This window comes from Clostridium collagenovorans DSM 3089 (assembly GCF_900130005.1).
Classification (GTDB): domain Bacteria; phylum Bacillota; class Clostridia; order Clostridiales; family Clostridiaceae; genus Clostridium_D; species Clostridium_D collagenovorans.
Window position 1 is genome coordinate 90,916 of sequence record NZ_FQXP01000008.1, and the last position, 22,255, is coordinate 113,170.

Genomic DNA, 22,255 nt, shown 5'->3' on the forward strand with positions numbered 1-22,255 from the left:
AGGAAATACTAATATTCTTACTCTTTTTAAAAGCAAAGTATATAGATAATATTCTATATAGTTATGAAAAATCTTACTTGAAAGAGGATACAATAAAATTAGAAGAGATTTATAAGAAGATATTAAAGTAAAAAAAGAGGCAACAAGTAGTAAGTAAGATGTATGAAAGGAGACAATAGAAATGCAGATTTTAATTTCTATCTGGGAATTTATTCAGAATCAAGTGCTAGGAATGAGATGGTTAAATAATTTAATAGGAAAGGGATTGTCACAACTTGGAATAAATATTAATGAAAGAGTAGGAGGAAGTATACAGTTTTTTATTTATGATAGCATGAAAATAATAATATTATTGTCTGTGCTTATATTTTTAGTATCTTATGTTCAGAGTTATTTTCCGCCAGAGAGAACTAAAAAAATAATTGGGAGATCTAAAGGAGTAAGAGCTAATATAGTAGGAGCATTATTAGGGACTGTAACACCATTTTGCTCATGTTCGTCTATACCTTTGTTTATAGGATTTACTAATGCTGGTCTTCCTATTGGAGTTTCATTTTCATTTTTAATATCGTCACCTTTAGTTGATATAGCGGCTTTCTTATTATTAAGTAGTATTTTTGGAATGAAAATAGCCTTACTATATGTAATAGTAGGAATTATACTAGCTGTAATTGGTGGTCTTATAATTGATAAGCTTGGAATGGAGAACTATGTAGAGCAATATATTAAGGACGGTAAAGCTGTAGATATTGAAACACCAGAATTAAGCAAGAAAGATAGAGCTAACTTTGCTAAGGAACAAAGTTTATTTACGTTAAAAAAGGTATGGCTATATGTATTAATAGGTGTTGGAATAGGTGCAATTATTCACAATTGGATACCTACAAATATTATACAAAATATTTTAGGAAGCGATAATCCATTTTCAGTACTATTAGCAACAATAGTTGGTATACCAATGTATGCAGATATATTTGGCACACTTCCAGTAGCAGAAGCTTTATTCTTTAAGGGCGTAGGATTAGGTACAGTTCTTTCTTTTATGATGAGTGTTACAGCATTATCATTACCTTCTATTATAATGTTAAGAAAGGCTGTAAAGCCTAGACTGTTAATTACCTTTGTTACAATAGTAACAGTAGGAATAATTTTAATTGGATATATATTTAACTTCTTTGGATATTTAATACTGTAACAAATATATTAATGAGTAATTATAAACTTAATATATATGTGTATGTGTAGTATAAAAATCAACTTATCAAGGTTTAGTAGCCTTGATAAGTTGATTTTTTTATTTTTTGTAGTGAATTAAGTGAGTTTTAGAAAAAAGAAGTACTATAGTATAAAATATTAAATGATCCGATGCTTTAGCATAAGAGAGCCATAATGCTTAAGTAGTATAAAAAGTTAATATTAAATAGTACATATTTACAACGAATGAATTATTCATAGTTAGTGATTTAGTAGTACAAAAGATACTCTTTTATTGTAATGGAATTTATTGGGTGAATACTTTAAGATATTAATTGTGCTTACTACATTACGATAAATAAAAATTAGAATCTTAAAGCAAATTATAAATAACAAAGGAATTAAAAAACAATCTAAAGTAAAATTCAATTTTCATATTGCTAAACAAAACATCATTAACTTAGGAGCTATTTTGGATTCATAAACCATTTATTAACTTAATTATAATAATATGGATTGAAGGTTGATAAATACATTTATGAAACTTAAGTTTAATTAGTGTCTTTAATGAATCTTAGAAATAGTTGAGTTTTTGAAGAGTTACTATAGAGAATTTATAATTAGGAGTTGATAGAGTATGAAGAAGGATAAAAGATTTTTATCCTTAGTTCTAGCTGCTGTTGTTACAGTTACGGGGGTTTTTTCCAATGTATATGCTTTAGACAATAGTAATGCAAACTCGCCGGAACCTTATAATAGCAAAATATACCCAAGTATAAATCCTATTGAAGGATTGGAAATTACTAAAGATGTAAGAAATGCTGATAATTTTGATGTTCAGAATCCAGAGTATGTACTAGATTTAACAGCAAAAACAACATCAAATCTGGTTACTAAACAAATACCATGTGATATAGCATTGATATTAGATACTTCTGGTAGTATGGATGAACTAATGACAGGTATAAAGGAAACTGATAATAGTACTGTAGGAGAAAGAGTTCCAGATGAAAGTAAACAATATTATATAAATACTAGCTCAGATCCTACTAGTCCTAATTATGAGGCTATAAGCTATTGGTGGAATGGAAACTTGTGGATGACATCAAACGGTATTGCAGTTAAGTATGCTACAGGTGGAATAGGGCAGGATGAAAACTATAATATACCTGGATATGGGGAATACCCAGTTAAAAATTATGAATTCTATGAGAAAGTAATGGATGGTAATGGGTCAGAAAAATATGTTCCATGGATAAGATATTGCATTGAAATAGGTGATTTTGTTCAAAAAATTAATGCACAGTATAACTCATATACTAAGGAGTATGATTGGTATTATTATGACTATAATGGTGAAATTCATCAAAATATTATACCTAAAAAAGGAGCAACGGGAAAAGATAATAAATATGAGTTCTACGAGCTAATGGAAGAAAGTCAAAAGAAAATAGATATTCTAAAAAAAGAGGCTACAGATTTTATAGGTGAGGTTGCAACTAAAAGTAGTAACTCTACAATTGATTTAATTTCCTTTAATTCTAAGGTAACTAATAATACGGGAAGCTTTCTTTCGTTGAATATACCTGATAATGTGAATAGGATTAAAAATTCTGTAAATGCATTAAAACCAGAAGCATCTACTAGTACGGATTTGGCTCTTAAAGAAGCCTTAGATTCAATGAAAAAGTTACCTCTTAATAAAGATAGGAAAAGAATAGTTATATTGATTACTGATGGTACCCCTAGTAGAAATGGTTCAACTTCAGGAGCTATTATACAGGAGGCTTTAAAATATAGTACTACTTTGAAAAATACAGAAATTAATTCATATATTTATTCTTTAGGAATTTTCAATAATAACGAAATAGAAACCTTACGAGCCCAAGAATTTATGAAAAATGTTGCAACGCCAGAGGATAATTCCGCTACTCCTCCTAAAAAATACTTTTTTAACTGTATGGGATCACATACTTTAAATGAAGTATTTACCCAGATAACTGAGGAGACAGGATTAGCTTTGACGGAGTGTAAGATAAAGGATTATATTGATCCAAAGTTTGTAATTACGGAGGCAAGTAAGAAGTTACTTTTGAGTCAGGGTGCAAGGGTAACTACGGAGGTAATAGATGGAATTACCTATGAAGTAGTTATTTGGACAAAGGATATAAAGCCTGGAACAGATGGTTTTAAAGGAAGTATAGGAATTAAACCTAAGGATTCTAGTGTTTATGGAGATAATTTACCTACTAATATTTCAGGAATATCTGCAGTTTATGATAGTACTGAAGTAAATATAGGTAGTTTCCCATTGCCAAAGGTAAATATAGTGAATTTAGCTAAAGATCTTCATCAAAGTAAAAGGTCTATAAAGGTCAATCCAACTAATAACTTAGACCGCACATACACTATAACCTTAAGTGCATGGACTAGCTTACAAGCTTTAGAAGTTAAAAACAATGGAGTTACAAACTATGGGTTAAGTGGAATTAAAAATGCCACTATTAGAGATTATTTAGATCCAAGATTTGAGCCTACAACTGAGTTTTTAAATTCAATTAAGGATAAAGCAAATATAAAAGCTACTAAAGATTCTAAAGGTAATTGGTGTATAGAGTGGATAAATCAATTTATACCATATAAGGCCATTAGTGATATAAATGTAGCACCTTGGATAAGTGAAATCAAGGTACAAGCTAAGAAGGGATTTATTGGTGGTAATGATATTCCAACGAATATAGCTCCTATATCAGGTATATATTTTACTGATAGGGAGTTGGCTAGTTTTGATATTCCTAAGGTTAATGTTCCAGTAAACTTAGAAATTATAAATAAAGAAATAACTATATTTTATGGTGAAAATATTCCTATAAATGATGTAGAGGAAAGTATGGTAAATCTAAAAGTACCTGAGTGTTTCTTGGGTATGGAACCCACAGGGGACATTAGCTATAGTTGGAGTAAAGTAGGCAATAACTCATGGATTGGGAATATAACGGATTTAGAAAATATTAAACCAAAAGATAGTGGACAATATATATTAAGTGTAAAGTTTAAACCTAAATCTGATGGTAGAGTATCTAGTCAAAATGGTGGAGGTATTTCAGTAAATACTGTTAATAAATCAGGTATTTATACAGTAAATGTTGTACAAGGAGAAGTTACAGCAACAAAGAAAATAAAAAGTAGTGACATATGGTTTCCACATGGGGATCCGATTTTCACCTTCAAATTAGAAAAATTGGATGAACATGATCAAGTAATTGATACTAGTTATGATGTAGTTAGATTTGCTCAAGAAGACAATATTTACTTTGAAGAATATGCTAGTAAATCTATAACTTTTCAAGGACTACAAAAGGGTAAATACCGATTAAGTGAAATGGATACTTTACGTTACAAATTTGAAAGTAGTTCTATTGATGTTACAAAACCATGTAAAGGTGAAGTAAATGGAAATTCATTAATATTTTATGTTGGTTATGAAGATAAAAACAATTCTTCAACTAACTTAAATAATAATAATGGTGGAGGAACATTTACAAATAAAAAAATGAACGAGAAGTATTTTTCTCATACAGATGTAGTAAAAAATACATTTGTAATTAAGTAAGAAAGTTAAGAATATTAAGTTTATATAAAACTTAGTTATTAATGTTTATTAAAAATATAATAAAATTTTGGAGGGAAAGTTATGAAAAATAAGAGAGGATTAGTTTCAAAGGCGTTAGCATTAACAATGGTGGCAGCAATAAGTGTAGGGGCGACATTTGCATATTTAACTGATAAGAAATCAGTTACTAATACATTTACAGTTGGAGATGTTAATATTACTGTTGAAGAACCAGCATGGGGTACACCAGGAACATCACATGAAATTGCACCAAAGGTAGCAGTAGATAAGGATCCAAGTGTTAAAAATACAGGTAAGAATGCTTGTTATGTAAGAGTTAAAGTTGATTATGACAAAGCTGTATTTGAATTACTAGGGCTAGATGTAGGAGATACTGCAGATAAAGGATGGAAAGATGGGGGAGATGGATATTATTATTATAAAACTTCTGTAGCTGCAACTGCTTCAACAAGTAAATTATTTAAACAAGTTAAGATGTTAGATACTGTTAAAGAGGCAGCAACTGGTACTAATTTAAATGTAGTTGTAAACGCAGAAGCTGTACAAGCTAATGGATTTGATAATGTAGATGCGGCCTTTGCTGCAGCAGCTGCAGAACTTGCATCAAAGTAATTTAAAGAAAGTATAAAAAACTAGAAGCTATTATATTAAGAAGAAATATTAAGGTATGTTAAGTGAATTTTCGCTTGATAATATATGATGGGATATGAAATTTTCAATATATAGCTTCTAGTTAAACCTTATAATTAAAAATTTTGTATTACTGTGCATAAGACACAGTTTTATTATTTATTATAGGAGTTTATAAAGAGTAGGAGTGCAGTAAAATGAATAAAAAGAAACTAACTTCGATTATTACAGCGGTTACATTATGTTCAATTATAGTGGTTGGTGGAACTCTAGCTTGGTTTACTGATAAAGGAGAAGCTACTAATGTAGTTACCTTTGGTAATGTAAATATAAAGTTAGAGGAAACTCATGAAGATGGAACTATGAAAGAAGAGGGGTTAATATTTAAAGATATAACACCAGGAAGTGTAATTAAAAAGGACCCTACAATAACTAATATAGGTAAAAATGATTGTTATATACGTGCAAAGGTTGCATTTACAGAGGGAGCTGCAATAAAGTTAGAAAACTTAGATGTTGACACAAGTAAGTGGAAGTTAAGCAAAGATGGATACTATTACTATAAGGAGTTAGTATCTAAGAATGACAAGATAACTTTATTTAATGAGGTAGGAATACCATCTTCAATAGGTAATAGTGCAGCAAATTCAACCTTCAATATAAGTGTTGAAGCTGAAGCAATACAATCAGATAATTTTAAATTTGATTGGAATAGTGAAACTCCATGGGGAGGGACTACGATAAATGCAGAAACCTATGTAGGATCATAAAATTTCACAATATAATAAAGTTAAATTTAGAAGTTGTTTTTAGTGAGTTAAACTATTTCATAAATTTATAAAATTAAGGAATGATAGAATGAAAAATAAAACTATAAAAAAGTTAATTACTGTCTTCTTAAGTTCCGTAATAATTTTCAATAATAGTTATAAAATTTCTTTTGCTGAAAATAGTAAAGTAGTTTATGAAGATATTTCTAATAAAATAGTTACTTTACCAGGGGAGGATCTTTTTTTAAATTTTAAGCAGATTATGCCTGGAGAAGTAGTACAGCAGGACATAGAAATACACAATAAAAATAAGATTACAGTAGAATTATTTTTAAGAGCTGAACCTGCTGATAATGATAAATTTGAAAGTAAGGAACTTCAGGATATATCAGAGGAATTGATAAATATTCTGAAACTTAAACTTATATTACAGGTAGAAGGCAAAGAAGACAGAGTTATTTATGCAGGTCAAGCATCAGGAGTTAAAAATAAAAGTAGTGAGAATTATGGAGATATGACAGAAAATATTTTACTTGGAGAGTTTGAAGCTAACTCAAAGGCAAATATAATAGCAGAGCTGTCAGTTCCAAAAGAGTTAAAAAATAAGTATCAGAATGTTGAATCCAAGGTAAAGTGGATTTTTTCATGTAATACTTTAAGTTCAGGGGTTAATGGTGGAACCTCTGAAGATACTTCAAATAAAAATGTTATAACTGGAGATAACTCTAGTGTAATTTTAATATCAATACTTGCAGGGGCGAGTTTAATAGTATTAGTATTTGTAATGATGCGAAAAAAGAAAAATAATTAAAAATAAAAAAAGCTATCTTAATTTAAAATGCTTAAGAGTCTTATTGTAAAGAAAAACTTAACTTTTTAATATGAAGAGAGCTTTTTTTATAGAGTTTTATGAAAAGTATTTTATAACATAAAATTACAAGAATAAAAATACTTTAATTAAAAATTAAAATGAAAATATTAGTTTTATATGTAAAAATCAATAAAATATGTATTGACATTTAGTAAAAACAGTAATAAAATTAGTCATGGTACAAGAAGGTGTGTAAAAAAAAGTAAATAATAAAAGAAAAAACGAACAATAGATTCACTTAATAAAGTGATTATGTTTACAAAAGAGTAGATTATTGTAAAGGTGTTATTTTGTTAGTTTCCATTAAAAATAATTCAATTCATAAGGCAGATTATAGTCTAGGAAACTTATTCCATGCAATATTAAAAATCATAAGAGATACTTAATTATAGGTTATAGGATAAATAAGTATATAAAATTTAAAAAGTAAGTAGTATGCCTCTTAATTCTATTAAGGACTTCTAGATAGAAAAACTAGATAATAGATATTATTAAAAGCTAATTGTAGAAGGTTAGTATTATCTGTGTTAAATATATTAAATTGATTTAAATATATTAAATTTAATGTTTAGGAGGTAGATAAAAATATGAAGAAAAGAAAACGTATTTTGTCCTTGGTAATGGCCATCAATGTATTTTCAACTTGCGTATTTACCAACACATACGCACAAGATACGAGTAAACAAACTAATGATAAGAGCTTAGAAAACAAAAGTTATACAAGGGTAGAACCTATTGAAGGATTACAAATTACTAAAGAAGTTAATAATGCACCTAATTTTGATGTTCAGAATCCACAGTATGAACTTTCTTTAAGTGCGAAAACAAAATCTAATATTGTTACTTCGAAGATTCCGTGTGATATAGCGCTTGTTTTAGATGTATCAGACAGTATGCAGCATAATATGCTTGATTTAACTAAAGTAAGTGAGGTACCAAAGCCACCTAAAATAGATGGTGAGTATTATGTTTATACTTATGAAGGATATTTAAGAGTGGGATATATACCATACAGGAATTTGTGGTATTACTATGATAGATCTAATGTATACCATAGTGTTAGATATGTTATTGACGGAGAAAGATATGGAAGTTCACTAGATGAGAATGGGGAGTATATAGAAAATTGTGAGTTTTATACTTTAGATTATGATGAAAATGGACAATCTATATATAAGAAGCTAAGTCCTGATTATTATATAAAGTTAAAAAATGGAACAATTGAAAATGTACACTCGGAATATAACAAGGATACCTATGAATATAAATGGAGTTATTATGATTACAACTTAGGTGAAGGACAATATGTTATTCCTAAAAAGGGAGCTACAGGAGAGAATAATGAATATCAGTTTTTTGAGAAAAACTCAGAAACTAAGAAAATTGATGCTTTAAAAAGTGAAGCATCTAAGTTTGTGGACAAGGTTTCGAAGGAGAGTAGTCAATCTAATATTGATGTTATTACTTTTACTGGACATGTAGAAAATAAGACAAATGGATTTGTATCCTTAGATTCTCAAGAAAATATAGAAAGCATAAAGGATATAATAAATGGATTAAAACCTCAAAATGTTACGGCAACGGATTTAGGAATGAGAGAAGCTGTAGAGTCAATTGCGAAAGTAAAAGATGATGGAAAGAAAAAAATGGTTGTATTATTTACGGATGGTAGACCAGAATCTTCCGATGGGACTACAGAAGAGATTATTGATAGAGCTTTACACTATGGAAATGCTCTGAAAGGTCCTAGATTTAATGCTGTAATATATTCTATAGGTGTATTTGATTACTATACTTTACAGGAGAGGCAAGTTCAAAACTTTATGAGGGATATAGCAACACCAAGAGATGAATCTGTTAATCCACCAAAGGATTATTTCTTTAATTGTAGTGATGTCACGGAATTAGATAATATATTCACTCAGATTTCACAGGAAACAGGTTTGAGTTTGAAAAACAGCAAAATAAAGGATTATATTGATCCGAAATTTATAATAACAGAAGAAAGTAAAAAGAAGCTCTTAAGTGAGGGGGCAGAGGTTGCTAAAGAAATAGTAGATGGAATAGAATATGAAGTTGTAATTTGGACTAAGGACATAAATCCAGGAGCAGAAGGAGTTAAAGAAAAAATAACTATTAAACCTAAAGATCCTAGTGTTTATGGAAATAATTTACCTACAAATATAGAAGGAATATCTGCTGTTTATGATAGTAGTGGCAATAATATAGGTAGTTTCCCACTACCACATGTGAATATTTTGAATTTATCTGAGGAGCTTAACTTAGAAAAGAAAGCTATAAAATTATATCCGAATAATTCTGCAGATCGTTCCTATAAAATAACTCTTACTTCATGGAGTAATTTAAAGGCATTAGAAGTTAAGGATACAGGAGTAACTGGTTATGGAGTTGGTGGACTAAAAAATGTAACAGTTAGAGATTATTTAGATGTAAGATTTGAACCAACAGCTGAGTTTTTAGCATCAATAAAAAATGATACTAATGTACAAGCAACTAAGGATTCAAAGGGAAATTGGTATATCCAATGGAAAAATCAAAATATTCCATATATGAATTTGTCAGATGCTAAAAGTAGTAAATGGTCTAAGGATATAATTGTAAAAGCAAAGGATAAATTTATAGGTGGAAATGATATTCCAACAAATATTTCACCTATATCTGGTATTTATAAAGAGAATTTTGAATTGAAGAAGTTTCCTCTTCCAAGGGTAAATGTACCTGTAAATTTAAAAGTTAAAGATAAAGAAAATACTATATTTTATGGTGATAATATACCTATAAATGGAGTTCAAGAAGAGATGGTAAATATAAAAAATCCAGAGTGCTTCTTGGGTGAAGATCCAACAGGTACTATTACTTACAAGTGGTTTGAGTCAGACTGGGTAACTCCAGTAGGGGATATAGAATCTATAAAAGATTTTAAACCAGATCAAAATATAGAATATAGACTAGAGGTATTTTTTAACCCTAACTCATCAGGAGAAAATTCTGAAAAGTTAAATGGGGGAGTAAAAGTTACTAATAAAGTTGTAATGGGCACCTATAAAGTTAAGGTTTTAAAAGGAAAGATAGATGTTATTAAAAATATTAAAAGAGAAAAAGTCTGGTTTCCTCATGGTGATCCAATATTTAATTTTAAGCTAGAAAAGTTAGACGAAAGCAATGGTGTTACTGCAACATTTTATGATGTAGTAAGATTTGAAGAAAAGAATAGTACTAATTTAAGTGAGTACTTAAGTAAAGCAATATCCTTTAAAGGACTTGAAAAGGGAAAATATCGTTTAAGCGAGTTAGATGCTTTGCGTTATGATTTTCAAGAAAACTTTATTGATAAAAGTAAACCTTGTAAAGGAACTAGAGATGGAGAAAGCATAATTTTTTATGTTGGTTGTGATGAAGGTGATGTTTTAAAGACTAATTTAAATAACACTGAAGGAGCTGCAACCTTTATAAATAAAAAAGTAAATGAGAAGTATTTTTCACACACCGATGTAGTAAAAAATACATTTGTATTAAAAGAATAGGCTAGTAAAGCATAGGGAGGATATTAAGTGATAAAAAAAATATGTAATATAGGAACAACGATTATTTTAATAGTTATGATAGCAATTGCTGCTCTTTTATTAGTACCTAAAATATTTGGATATGACACCTATGCAGTTTTAAGCGGAAGTATGGAACCAAAGTTTCATGTTGGAAGTATGGTATTTGTTAAAAAGGTTCAGCCATCAGAAATACAAGTTGGAGATCCAATAAGTTTTTTCTTAAGTGGGCAAGGCGGAAATGTGGCAACTCATAGAGTAGTTGAAGTAGAAAGTGAAAAAGAATACTTCATTACCAAGGGTGATGCTAATAACTCAAATGATACTGAACCAGTAAAATTTAATTCTTTAATAGGAAAGGTTATGTTTAATGTTCCTTTGCTAGGATATTTAACAATATATATAAAAACAAAGCAAGGAATGATGATAGCACTAGGTATATTGATTTTATTAATTCTAGGTAACTTTATACCGGAACTATTAAAAAAAGAGGATTAAAAAATATTTGTTATTTTTATTTTTTATATATAGTTCTATATGAACAATTGACGGTTATTAAAGATTCAGGAGGGTAAAATTATGAAAGATAAAAAATCTATTAAAAAAAGTACTTTATCAAAGGCGTTGGCATTAGTTGTGGTAGCAGCAGTGAGTGTAGGTGCAACTTATGCATATTTAACTGATAAGCAATCAGTTACCAATACTTTTACAGTAGGGGAAGTTAAAATTGAGGTTAAAGAACCAGCATGGGGAACAACTGGGACAACTCATGAAATTGCACCAGGTGTAGAGGTTGCTAAGGATCCAAGTGTTAAAAACACTGGAAAAAACACTTGCTATATAAGAGTAAAAGTTAATTATGATCAAAATATTTTTGAAATACCAGATTTGAATCTAGGAACAGAAACAAATAAGTGGACTTTCAATGATAAGGATAAATATTATTATTACAATTCTAAAGTGGAAAAAAATGCAGAAACTAGTAAATTATTTAATAAAGTTAAAATGAAAGCAACAGTTAAAGAGAATGGCGAGACTTTAAAGGATAAGCTTAATGTGATTGTAAATGCTGAAGCTGTACAAGCTGATGGATTTAATAGTTATACAGAGGCATTTAATTCAGCTAATACTCAACTAGCTGAAAAATAAGCTAGTATAAATTTAACTGATAAGTAGTTTAAGTTAAAAACTTAAACTTTATAGATTATTTATATTTATTTTAATTTATTATTTAAGCATAGTATATGAGATCTAATTAGGTAAATAAATTTATATTTAAATTTATTAACTATTTAAGTTAGATACCATGAACATTCATTATTGAAAATATATATTATGCTAATTTATTTTTATTTTATTTGACGGTTAATAATTAATATTAGGAGTGTAATTATAATGAATAAGAAGAAGTTGACAACTATTGTTACAGCAGCGGTAATGGGTACTATGATAGTTATAGGGGGAACATTAGCTTGGTTTACAGATAAAGGAGAAACTACAAATGTAGTTACATTTGGAAATGTAGACATTAAGTTAGAGGAAACTCAAAAGGACGGAAATTTGAGTGAAAAGGGATTAAAGTTTGAAAATATAGTTCCAGGTGATAAGTTCAAAAAGGATCCAACTATAACTAACATAGGAAAAAATGATTGCTACATTCGTGCTAAAATTACCTTTACAGAAGGAGCACCAATAGGTGCTGATAGCCTAGATATTAAGAGTGCGGAATGGAAAAAAGGTAGTGACGGATATTATTACTATAAAGGTGTAGTTAAGAATGGTATGAATGTGGTTTTATTTAATGAAGTAAAAATACCAGGAGAGTTAGGCAATAATGTAGCTGATAAAACTTTCAATATAAAAGTAGATGCAGAAGCTATACAGTCAGATAACTTTGAAGTTAACTTTGAAAGTGATACACCATGGGGGACAACACCTATAACAGCAGAAACTTATAAAGAACCTACTAAATAATAACGTAATTAAAAGTAAGAATATATTTTGAAAAATTTTATTATAATAGGTATTGATGTAATGAGAAGAAAAGCTGTTAAAAAAGTGTTCACTATATTTTTAATCAGTATAATACTTATATTTAATAAGTTTGATGTAACCTATTCACAAGAAAGTTTTGTTATTTATGATGATGAATCTAGTAAAATAGTTACTTTGGTAGGAGATGACTTGTTTTTAAACTTCAAGGAAGTATATCCAGGAGAAGTAAGAACACAAGAAATAAAGATTCATAACAAGAATAAAGAAACAATAGGTTTATATTTACGTGCAGAGTCAGCAGATAAAGATAAATTTGAAAGCAAAAAAGAGCAAGTTATATCTGAGGAGCTGATAGATTTATTAACTATTAAACTTACATTAAAATTAGAGAATGATGAAGAAAAATTAATTTATTCAGGAAGGTTATCAGGTGATACAGAAGGAAAAGAAAAAAATTTTGGAACAATGATTAATCCAATTTTATTAGGAGAATTTAAGAAGAATTCTAAAGCTAGAATATTGGCAGAAATATATGTTCCAGAAAGTTTAGGTAATAAATATCAAAATGTAACATCTAAGATAAAATGGATTTTTTCCTGTGACGTAAAGGAAAATTTGTATAGTAACAAAAATTATAATGTTGTTACTAATGATAGTATGAATATTATTATACCCTTCATATTCTGCATGTTAAGTGTTATAGCTATAATCTTATTATTCATAAGGAAAATTAAAAAATAATTTGTGTGAGGATAAAACTATCTCTATTAAGTAGAAATTACTTAAGGAGATAGTTTTATTATTTTGGTTAATAATAATATTTAAAGACTTATTTTTACAAAAAATATAAATTAACACTATAATCATGGGACAATTAAATACCATGCAGGATCATATTTTAATATAACTATATATATATGAGAAAATATACATAAGGTGTGTTGACATTTAGAAAAATAGATAATAGAATGGTACGTATAAGGGGTATTATGGAATCGAGTAAAAAACAAGTCATAATTATCATCATAATAATAATTAAAATAGAATATAGATTGTATTTTAAAGAGATAAATACATTAAGATATATAGTGGATAATTTATACTAAAAATATATTTACGAATATTAAAATGACAATAAAGAAAATTGAACGAAAGTAAAATAATTATTAGATAATAAATAGGATTAAAATTCGGAATATTCTGAAATAAGGTGGAAAGTATATCATTTTTAGATGAGATAGTTTGTTTATGTATGTAGAAATATAATATTTACTTTGAAAATGCTTTGTACATGATTAATAAAATATATATAGCTGAGAATTAATCAGTTTAAGGTTTTACTAATTATGTTCATATAAATTAATCACAGAAAACTTAAAGGGGGTGAAACGTATGAAAAAAGGTAGAAAAAAAATAGCTTTAATAATTGCATTAGGGTTACTAATTAATCTTGTATTAGGAAATGTATATGCTGAAAATATTACTTCATCTATTAAAAAGCATAATGCAAAAACAACCATTAATCCAGTAGTACAATCTATTGAAGGATTAGAAATTAATAAGGTAGTTAATAATGTTAAGGATTTTGACATACATAATCCACAGTATGATCTTACATTAACAGCTAAGATTAAGGCTGGGATAGAGAGTGGTAAACCTTTAGATATAGCTATGGTACTAGATAGGTCAGGAAGTATGAATGAAAGAATTACCAATACCTACGAGACTTCCGACATAGGTAAGAGAACTCCAAATATAAATGGAGAGTATTATGTCAATTTTTCAGGAGATTTGATAAATTATGAAAGAGTTTCTTATAATTCTAGTGCTGGAGTATGGGAAGCTGGTGGAAAATGGATTAAGTATCTTATGGGTGGAGCTGGTCAGTATGGAAAACATATTACTCCAGGAGGACAAACTATTGATGTTGAGTTTAGAGAGTTTTATGAGAAAACTCAATTTGATGGTAAAGATATATATACACCATGGATTAGGTATTGCATTAAGAGAGGGGATTTTATTCAACAAATTAATCTTCACTATGACAATGTTAATGATGAATCTATGTGGTATTACTTTGAAGGAGGATATGCTCATTATGTTACGCCAGAAAAGGGAGCAACAGGTGAAAATGATAGATATGAATTTTATGAGCTAAAAGAGGAAAATGTTAAAAAAATAGAAGTTCTAAAAAGAGAAGCTAATAAATTCATAGATGAAGTAGCAACTAAGAGTAGTGATTCCACTATTGATATTATATCCTTTGATACAGATGTTTCTAATGATACAAAGGGTTTTATTTCATTAGATTCTCAGAATAAGGTTAATAGTATTAAAGAAAAGGTAGATGCATTAACACCTATAAGTGCTACAAGTACAGATTTAGCACTAGCAGAAGCTTTAAATGCTATGAAAAGTTTACCAATAAATAATAATAGAAAAAGGGTAGTTGTTCTAATTACAGATGGAGAACCATCTAGAGGTAGCATAGAACCAGAAGAACTTATTAGAGATGCTTTGGTATATACTGATACTTTAAAGAGTCCAGAAGTTAACTCCTATATATATTCATTGGGAATATTCAGCGATGCTGAATTAGCTAATTTAAAAGCTCAACAGTTTATGAAGGATGCAGCAACTCCAGAAGATACTACTAGTAATCCTACTAAAAAATATTTCTTCAACTGTATGGGATCTAATTCTTTAAGTGGAGTATTTGATCAGATAATTGGAGAGATAGGATTAAACTTAGACAATAGCAAGGTAAAGGACTATATTGATCCTAAATTTGTTATTACTGAGGAAAGTAAAGCATTACTAATAAGCCAAGGTGCAGAGATAACTATGGAGATAATTGATGGTGTTAGTTATGAGGTTGTAATTTGGAATACAGATATAAAGCCTAACACAGAAGGTTTTACGGGAACTGTAACTATAAAACCAAAGGATTCAAGTGTCTATGGTACTGGGTTACCAACAAATATTGAGGGGGTATCCGCTGTATATGATAGCACAGGAGCTAATATAGGAAGTTTTCCATTACCTAATGTAGATATAGTAAATTTAGCTGATGAACTTCATCAAGAGAAAAAATCTATAAAGGTTGATGAATTTAATACCTCAGATCGAACTTACAAAATAACTTTAACAGCATGGACTACACTTCAAAAATTAGAAATTATTGACCCTAATACTGGACTTACGGACTATGGTGCAAGTGGAGTTAAGAATGCAACTGTAAAGGATTATCTAGATCCTAGATTTGAACCTACACAGAAATTCTTAGAAGATATTAAAGCAACACCAGATGTACAAGCCATACAGGATGTAAGTGGTAATTGGTGTATAGAATGGAGTAATCAATTTATACCTTACATGAAGGTAGATGATACAACCATAGCTAAGTGGTCTAAAGAGATTGAGGTAAGAGCTAAAGATGAATTTATTGGTGGAAATGATATTACAACTAATATTTCATCTATATCAGGTATATACAAAGATGATAACAAGTTAATTGAATTTGATAAACCAACTGTAAATGTACCGATTAAATTCAATGTTAGGGATAAAGAAACTACTATATTTTATGGAGAAAATGTTCCAACAACTGGTGTAGAAGAATTCATGTTTAATGCAAAGACTCCAGATTGCTTCTTAGGACAAGAGGAAACAGGAACCTTCCTTTATACATGGTTTAAGGAAGATGGAACAACATTAATAGGTAATATAAGTGATCTTTCTAAAATTAGTCCTAGAAATACTGAAGTATATAAGCTTAAGGTAGAATTCATACCTAATAAAATTGGTGATATTTCTCAAGGTTCTGGTGGGGGAATTAAGGTTGAAAACACTTCATCAATAGGAAGTTATACGGTAAATATTGTAAAAGGACAAGTTAACGCAATAAAAAAGCTTAGAGGTAGCGAAATTTGGTTTCCAAATGGAGATCCTATTTTTACATTTAAGTTAGAAAGATTAGATGAAAGAGATAATGTTGTGGAAGAACTTTATGATGTAGTAAGGTTTGAAAAAAATGATGTTATCATAGGTGATGAATATACTAGTAAATCAGTGAGCTTCCAAGGACTTAAAAAAGGAAAATACCGTTTGAGTGAGTCTCAGAATTTAAGGTATAACTTTGAAAGTAATGCTATTAATATTTTAAAACCTTGTAAAGGTGAGCAACTTGGAGAGAATTTAGTATTTTATGTAGGTTATGAGGATATCAACAATTCAACAACTAATTTAAGTAATAATGAAGGTGAAGGTATATTTATTAATCAGAAGGTAAGTGATAAGTACTTTACTCATACAGATGTGCTGAAAAATACTATTAATATTAAGAAATAAGTATTATCAGAAATTAGTATAATGCTTTAGGAGTATATTCGTGATAAAAAAAATATGTAATATAAGCTCAACGATTATTTTGATAATTATGATAACAATTGCAGGGATACTATTAATACCCAAAATTTTTGGATATGAAACCTATGCTGTTTTAAGTGGAAGCATGGAACCTAAATTTCCTATTGGAAGTATAGTTTTTGTAGATAGAATTAATCCAGAAGAAGTTAAAACTGATGATATTATAAGTTTTATATTATCAGGAAATGGAAAGGTTGCAACTCATAGGGTTATTGAAGTTAATTCATCAGAAAAACAGTTTATAACTAAGGGTGATGCTAATGAGTATGTAGATACTAATCCAGTTAATTTTACTGACTTAATTGGCAAGGTTAAGTTTAACGTTCCACTTTTGGGATTTATAGCTATTTATATAAAAACTAAATTGGGTATTTTTATAGGAGTAGGATTGATGCTTTTGTTAGGAGTGCTTAATTTTTTACCAGATTTATTAGAAAAGTAAAATTGTTGTGAATAAGAAATTACTCATAAAAATTTAGTTATTGTTGTGAATGAGAAATTATTCATGAAAATTTAGTTTAGGTTAATTTTATTTTATTTGATAGGTTATTAATTTAGGGAGGACGTAAATGAGGAATCAAGAAGGACGACGACAAAGCAGAAGAAGAGAGAGGAGAAGGAAAAATTCCTTATCCAAAATAGTAGCACTATGCTTAGTTTCAGCATTAAGTGTAGGTTTAACATATGCTTACTTAACAGATAAACAAACAGTTACTAATACACTTACAGTAGGAGATGTTAAGGTTTCTATAGAAGAACCAGAGTGGAGTAAGCCAGGGGCAAATCATGAAATTGCACCAGGTACTACTGTATCTAAGGATCCTAAGGTGACTAATACAGGGAAAAACCCTTGTTGGGTAAGAATAAAACTTCATTATGATGAGAATATACTTGAATTAATCGGAGTTGACAACATTGGTTGGAAAAAAGATGCTGACGGATACTACTATTACAATGAGGTAGTTCCTGTTGGAGGAGAAACATCTAGCTTATTTACTGAAGTTAAGATGAAGGAAACAGTTAAAGAAGAAAGTATTACAGAGGGAAAAGTTAACTTAATAGTAAATGCAGAAGCAGTACAGGCTAATGGATTTGGAACATATAAAGAAGCCTTTAAAGCAGCAGAAAGTGAACTTATAACTCCATAGTTATACTAAATTTTTATTTTATTTTATTATTTTACGGTTATTATTTAATATTTAGGAGGCAAACAATGAATAAGAAGAAAATTACAACAATGGTTACAGCTGTGGCTGTATGTGCAATGATAGCTATAGGTGGAACTTTAGCATGGTTTACAGATAAGGGTGAAGTTACAAATGTAGTTACTTTTGGAAATGTAGATATTAAATTAGAGGAAACTAAGAATGGAGCTTTACAGGAAGGTGGATTGACTTTCGATAATGTAGTTCCAGGAGATACACTTGCTAAGGATCCTACTATAACAAATATATCAGAAAATCAGTGTTATATACGTGCTAAGGTGACTTTTACAGGTGATTCAATTATTGATGGTACAGCTCTAGATATTGATTCTACTAAGTGGAAGCTTTGCAAGGATGGATATTATTATTATAAAGATGCATTATCTAAGAATGGCTCTGCACAATTATTTACAACTGTTACAATTCCAACGACCTTAGGGAATAGTGCAGCAGGCAAGACTTTCGATATAAAAGTTGAGGCTGAAGCTATACAAAAGGATAATTTCACATTTGACTGGAATAGTGAGACACCATGGGGAACTACTCCAATAACTGCTGAAACTTATCCAGTTCCAGTACCATAGTAAAAATTAAAAGTTATTAATAGGTTTTATACTGAATTTAACCTTTTTAAGTTTAGGATATTATAAAATCCTATTAGATAAGGAAGGGTCAAATGGAAAGTAGAAATATTAAAAAAATCACTACTATCTTAATAATTACTATTATGGCTATAGCAATTAACTTTACAAGAGTTTTTGCAGAGGATAGTAAAGTGATTTATGAGGATAATTCCAATAGGATAGTTACCTTGCCAGGTGATGACCTTTTTCTAAACTTTAAGGAGCTTTATCCAGGTGAGATAATAGAACAAAATATACAAATTTATAATAAAAACAAAAATATTATAGATTTGTATTTAAGGGCTGAAGAAGCGTCTGCAGATAAATTTGAAAATAAAGATTTGGAGAATTTATCTAAAGAATTGATCAATATATTATCACTTGAACTTACCTTAAAGTTAGATGGTGAAGAAGAGAAAAAAATTTATTCAGGACCGGCTTCAGGAATTACATCTGAAGAGAAAGATGATATAGGAACAATGACAAAGCCAATTTTGTTAGGTGAATTTAAAACAAATTCAAAGGCTGTAATAGTTGCTAAGTTATCTGTGCCTGAAAGTTTAGGAAATAAATATCAAAATTCAGAAGCAAAGGTGAAATGGGTTTTTTCTTGTGATGTTAAAGAAAATAAAGATTACATAGAGGATGAAAACACAGAAAGTGACAACGAAGCTAATAAAGATAAAGAACAGAATAAGGACAATGTTGTTACTGGAGATAATACATCTATGCTTATGAGTATAATTTTAATTGGAGTTAGTACATTAACTATAATTGTACTAGTTATTAAAAATCTACGTAATAAAAATAAATAAATTTTCAAAGAGGTTGTAAAAGTTTACTTTAATATATGAAGATAAAATTATATTAAGGTTTAAATAGTACAGCCTCTTTTATAAAATATATACTTTGCAATAGTAAATCTACATCATCGTAATTTATTATATATTAAATTTTTTTATCGTATAAAATATGAATGAAGTTTATTTAATGTAAGATATATATAATTTAGATAAGTATTAAATTTTATAAGAAACTTTGATATAATATTAATAATTATTTGAAAATACAAAATAATTAAAGCGTTATTAACTAAGGGGGAGTGCACTTTGAAGAATTATGGACCAATAAGTAACAAGATCAAGGGCATGTTACATGGAGCAGATTATAATCCAGAACAGTGGATAGATATGCCTGGAATTTGGGGAGAAGATGTAAGATTAATGAAGTTATCACATTGTAATGTGGTAGCAGTTGGAATTTTTTCATGGACTATGCTAGAGCCTGAGGAAGGAAAGTTTAATTTTGAATGGCTAGATGAAATCATGGATACTATGCATAAGAATGGAAATTATGTTATTTTAGCAACACCAACAGGTGCTAAACCAGCTTGGATGGCAAAGAAATACCCAGAGATTTTAAGAGTAACTGAAAATAGAATTAGAAATTTATATGGTGAGCGTCACAATCATTGTTATACTTCTTCTATCTATAGAGAAAAGGTTTCCATAATAGATAAAATGCTAGCTGAGAGATATAAGGATCATCCAGCTTTAATTATGTGGCACATTTCTAATGAATTTGAAGGGCAATGTCATTGTGAACTTTGCCAAGAAGCTTTTAGAAGCTTTTTAAAAGAAAAATATCATAATAGTTTAGAGGAATTAAATAATGCTTGGTGGGGTAAATTCTGGAGTCATACTTATACAGATTGGAGTCAAATAGAATCTCCAGCACCACATGGAGAGCCGGCATTACATGGATTAAATTTAGATTGGATGAGATTTGTATCACATCAAACTTTAGATTATTACAAACATGAGAGAAGTATATTAAAGGAGATAACTCCGGATATTCCTGTAACTACTAATTTCCATGATTATGTAGCTTTAAATAGAGGAATTGATTATTGGAAATTTGCTCCATACCTAGATGTAGTATCTTGGGACAATTATCCTTATTGGCATGGGGAAAGAAGTGATGCTCATGAAGGAAGTAGAAGAGCTTTCATACACGATTTGAATAGAGCTATTTTAAATGGAAAGCCATTTATGATGATGGAAAGTTCGCCAAGTTCAACGAATTGGCAACCAGTTGCTAAGTTAAGAAGACCAGGTATGCATGTTTTATCTTCACTTCAGGCAGTGGCTCACGGTTCTGATACAGTTCAATATTTCCAATGGAGAAAGAGTAGAGGATCTTCTGAGAAATTCCATGGAGCTGTTGTAGATCATTGTGGACATGAGAATACAAGAGTATTTAGAGATGTAACAAAGGTTGGAGAAATTTTAACTAAGCTTGATGAAGTAGTTGGAACTTCAGTAGAGCCAGAAGTAGCAGTTATATATGACTGGGAAAACTATTGGGCAATAGATGATGCTCAAGGGCCAAGAATTGAGAAAAAGGATTACTTTGAAACATGTCAATTACATTATAAAGCATTTTGGGATATGTCAGTTCCAGTGGATGTAATTAACATGGATTGCGATTTCTCAAAATACAAGGTTTTAGTAGCTCCTATGCTGTATATGATAAGACCAGGTGTTGGAGAAAGAATAGAAGAGTTCGTTAAAAATGGAGGAACTTTAGTTACAACTTATTGGAGTGGAATAGCTGATGAGAATGACTTATGTTTCTTAGGGGGATTCCCAGGACCACTTAGAAAAGTAACTGGTATATGGTCAGAGGAATTAGATGCATTATATGATGAAGATGTAAATTATGTAGAGTTTAGTGATAACAATGAAATAAATATGAGTGGGGAATATGAGGCTAGAATATTCTGTGATTTAATACATGCTGAGAGTGCAGAGGTTCTTGCAACATATAAAACTGACTTCTACAAAGGAATGCCAGCACTTACTTGTAATAAATTTGGAGAGGGAAAAGCATACTATATGGCATTTAGAAATAATCATGAATTCTTAAGAGATTTCTATAGAAGTCTAGCAAGAAAGATTGATTTAAATAAAGCCATCAAAGTAGAATTACCAGAGGGAGTTAATGCTCAAGTTCGTAGAGATGAAAATAATGAATTTATATTCTTAATGAACTTTACTGACGAAGTGAAAAATATAGATTTAAAAGATATGACTTTTATTGATATCATAGAGGAAAAGGAAGTATCAAAAGCTATAGAGCTAAATGAGTATGCAGTTAAAATATTGAAAGTAAAACAATAGTTTACTAAAATAATATTCATAGTCTTAGGTAGAACTTTAAGTTTATTTTTAGATCTGTTTTAAATGAAGGTTGATAATAGATAGTATAAAAGTGGACAAATTACTACTTGTCCACTTTTATTTTAAATCGCATTATACTAAGATTGCTATTTAAAATAAA

The 22,255-nt window shown here is 29.3% G+C and carries 16 protein-coding genes; all 16 read left to right on the forward strand.

Going from position 1 to position 22,255, the window contains the following annotated elements; genetic code table 11:
• Positions 1-181 precede the first annotated feature (181 nt).
• Complete coding sequence (locus BUA48_RS10885) at positions 182-1,195, forward strand: permease (RefSeq protein WP_072832091.1); 1,014 nt, start codon at positions 182-184, stop codon at positions 1,193-1,195.
• A 636-nt stretch (positions 1,196-1,831) separates the two neighbouring features.
• On the forward strand, positions 1,832-4,807 hold the full coding sequence (locus BUA48_RS10890) for a vWA domain-containing protein (protein WP_072832092.1): 2,976 nt from the start codon (positions 1,832-1,834) through the stop codon (positions 4,805-4,807).
• Between the two features lie 81 nt (positions 4,808-4,888).
• Positions 4,889-5,440: a TasA family protein gene (locus tag BUA48_RS10895; protein WP_072832093.1), complete on the forward strand. Its 552-nt coding sequence runs from the start codon at positions 4,889-4,891 to the stop codon at positions 5,438-5,440.
• Positions 5,441-5,655: 215 nt separating this feature from the next.
• Entirely contained in the window at positions 5,656-6,228 is a 573-nt protein-coding gene (locus BUA48_RS10900) for a TasA family protein (RefSeq protein ID WP_072832094.1), read from the forward strand.
• Between the two features lie 88 nt (positions 6,229-6,316).
• Positions 6,317-7,039: a hypothetical protein gene (locus BUA48_RS10905; RefSeq protein ID WP_072832095.1), complete on the forward strand. Its 723-nt coding sequence runs from the start codon at positions 6,317-6,319 to the stop codon at positions 7,037-7,039.
• A gap of 647 nt (positions 7,040-7,686) precedes the next feature.
• Positions 7,687-10,644: a vWA domain-containing protein gene (locus BUA48_RS10910; RefSeq protein WP_072832096.1), complete on the forward strand. Its 2,958-nt coding sequence runs from the start codon at positions 7,687-7,689 to the stop codon at positions 10,642-10,644.
• A 27-nt stretch (positions 10,645-10,671) separates the two neighbouring features.
• On the forward strand, positions 10,672-11,160 hold the full coding sequence (locus BUA48_RS10915; protein ID WP_072832097.1) for a signal peptidase I: 489 nt from the start codon (positions 10,672-10,674) through the stop codon (positions 11,158-11,160).
• Positions 11,161-11,241: 81 nt separating this feature from the next.
• On the forward strand, positions 11,242-11,811 hold the full coding sequence (locus BUA48_RS10920) for a TasA family protein (protein ID WP_072832098.1): 570 nt from the start codon (positions 11,242-11,244) through the stop codon (positions 11,809-11,811).
• A 246-nt stretch (positions 11,812-12,057) separates the two neighbouring features.
• Positions 12,058-12,636, forward strand: coding sequence for a TasA family protein (locus tag BUA48_RS10925; protein WP_072832099.1), 579 nt, complete (start codon positions 12,058-12,060; stop codon positions 12,634-12,636).
• Positions 12,637-12,663: 27 nt separating this feature from the next.
• Positions 12,664-13,398 (forward strand): hypothetical protein, encoded by a 735-nt coding sequence (locus BUA48_RS10930; protein WP_072832100.1) that lies wholly within the window; start codon positions 12,664-12,666, stop codon positions 13,396-13,398.
• A gap of 651 nt (positions 13,399-14,049) precedes the next feature.
• The gene (locus BUA48_RS10935; protein WP_072832101.1) at positions 14,050-17,007 is read left to right on the forward strand and encodes a vWA domain-containing protein; all 2,958 of its coding nucleotides are present in this window, start codon (positions 14,050-14,052) and stop codon (positions 17,005-17,007) included.
• Between the two features lie 40 nt (positions 17,008-17,047).
• Complete coding sequence (locus tag BUA48_RS10940; RefSeq protein WP_084666263.1) at positions 17,048-17,527, forward strand: signal peptidase I; 480 nt, start codon at positions 17,048-17,050, stop codon at positions 17,525-17,527.
• Between the two features lie 127 nt (positions 17,528-17,654).
• The gene (locus tag BUA48_RS10945; RefSeq protein ID WP_072832103.1) at positions 17,655-18,233 is read left to right on the forward strand and encodes a TasA family protein; all 579 of its coding nucleotides are present in this window, start codon (positions 17,655-17,657) and stop codon (positions 18,231-18,233) included.
• 65 nt (positions 18,234-18,298) lie between these two features.
• Positions 18,299-18,874 (forward strand): TasA family protein, encoded by a 576-nt coding sequence (locus tag BUA48_RS10950; RefSeq protein ID WP_072832104.1) that lies wholly within the window; start codon positions 18,299-18,301, stop codon positions 18,872-18,874.
• A 92-nt stretch (positions 18,875-18,966) separates the two neighbouring features.
• Positions 18,967-19,728, forward strand: a complete 762-nt coding sequence (locus BUA48_RS10955) for a hypothetical protein (protein ID WP_072832105.1) — start codon at positions 18,967-18,969, stop codon at positions 19,726-19,728.
• Positions 19,729-20,022: 294 nt separating this feature from the next.
• Positions 20,023-22,095, forward strand: coding sequence for a beta-galactosidase (locus BUA48_RS10960; RefSeq protein WP_084666265.1), 2,073 nt, complete (start codon positions 20,023-20,025; stop codon positions 22,093-22,095).
• Positions 22,096-22,255: the final 160 nt, after the last annotated feature.

Coding starts and splice junctions, on each gene's coding strand:
- BUA48_RS10885 (WP_072832091.1), top strand. CDS start 182: ATGCAGATTTTAATTTCTATCTGGGAATTTATTCAGAATCAAGTGCTA.
- BUA48_RS10890 (WP_072832092.1), top strand. CDS start 1,832: ATGAAGAAGGATAAAAGATTTTTATCCTTAGTTCTAGCTGCTGTTGTT.
- BUA48_RS10895 (WP_072832093.1), top strand. CDS start 4,889: ATGAAAAATAAGAGAGGATTAGTTTCAAAGGCGTTAGCATTAACAATG.
- BUA48_RS10900 (WP_072832094.1), top strand. CDS start 5,656: ATGAATAAAAAGAAACTAACTTCGATTATTACAGCGGTTACATTATGT.
- BUA48_RS10905 (WP_072832095.1), top strand. CDS start 6,317: ATGAAAAATAAAACTATAAAAAAGTTAATTACTGTCTTCTTAAGTTCC.
- BUA48_RS10910 (WP_072832096.1), top strand. CDS start 7,687: ATGAAGAAAAGAAAACGTATTTTGTCCTTGGTAATGGCCATCAATGTA.
- BUA48_RS10920 (WP_072832098.1), top strand. CDS start 11,242: ATGAAAGATAAAAAATCTATTAAAAAAAGTACTTTATCAAAGGCGTTG.
- BUA48_RS10925 (WP_072832099.1), top strand. CDS start 12,058: ATGAATAAGAAGAAGTTGACAACTATTGTTACAGCAGCGGTAATGGGT.
- BUA48_RS10935 (WP_072832101.1), top strand. CDS start 14,050: ATGAAAAAAGGTAGAAAAAAAATAGCTTTAATAATTGCATTAGGGTTA.
- BUA48_RS10945 (WP_072832103.1), top strand. CDS start 17,655: ATGAGGAATCAAGAAGGACGACGACAAAGCAGAAGAAGAGAGAGGAGA.
- BUA48_RS10950 (WP_072832104.1), top strand. CDS start 18,299: ATGAATAAGAAGAAAATTACAACAATGGTTACAGCTGTGGCTGTATGT.
- BUA48_RS10955 (WP_072832105.1), top strand. CDS start 18,967: ATGGAAAGTAGAAATATTAAAAAAATCACTACTATCTTAATAATTACT.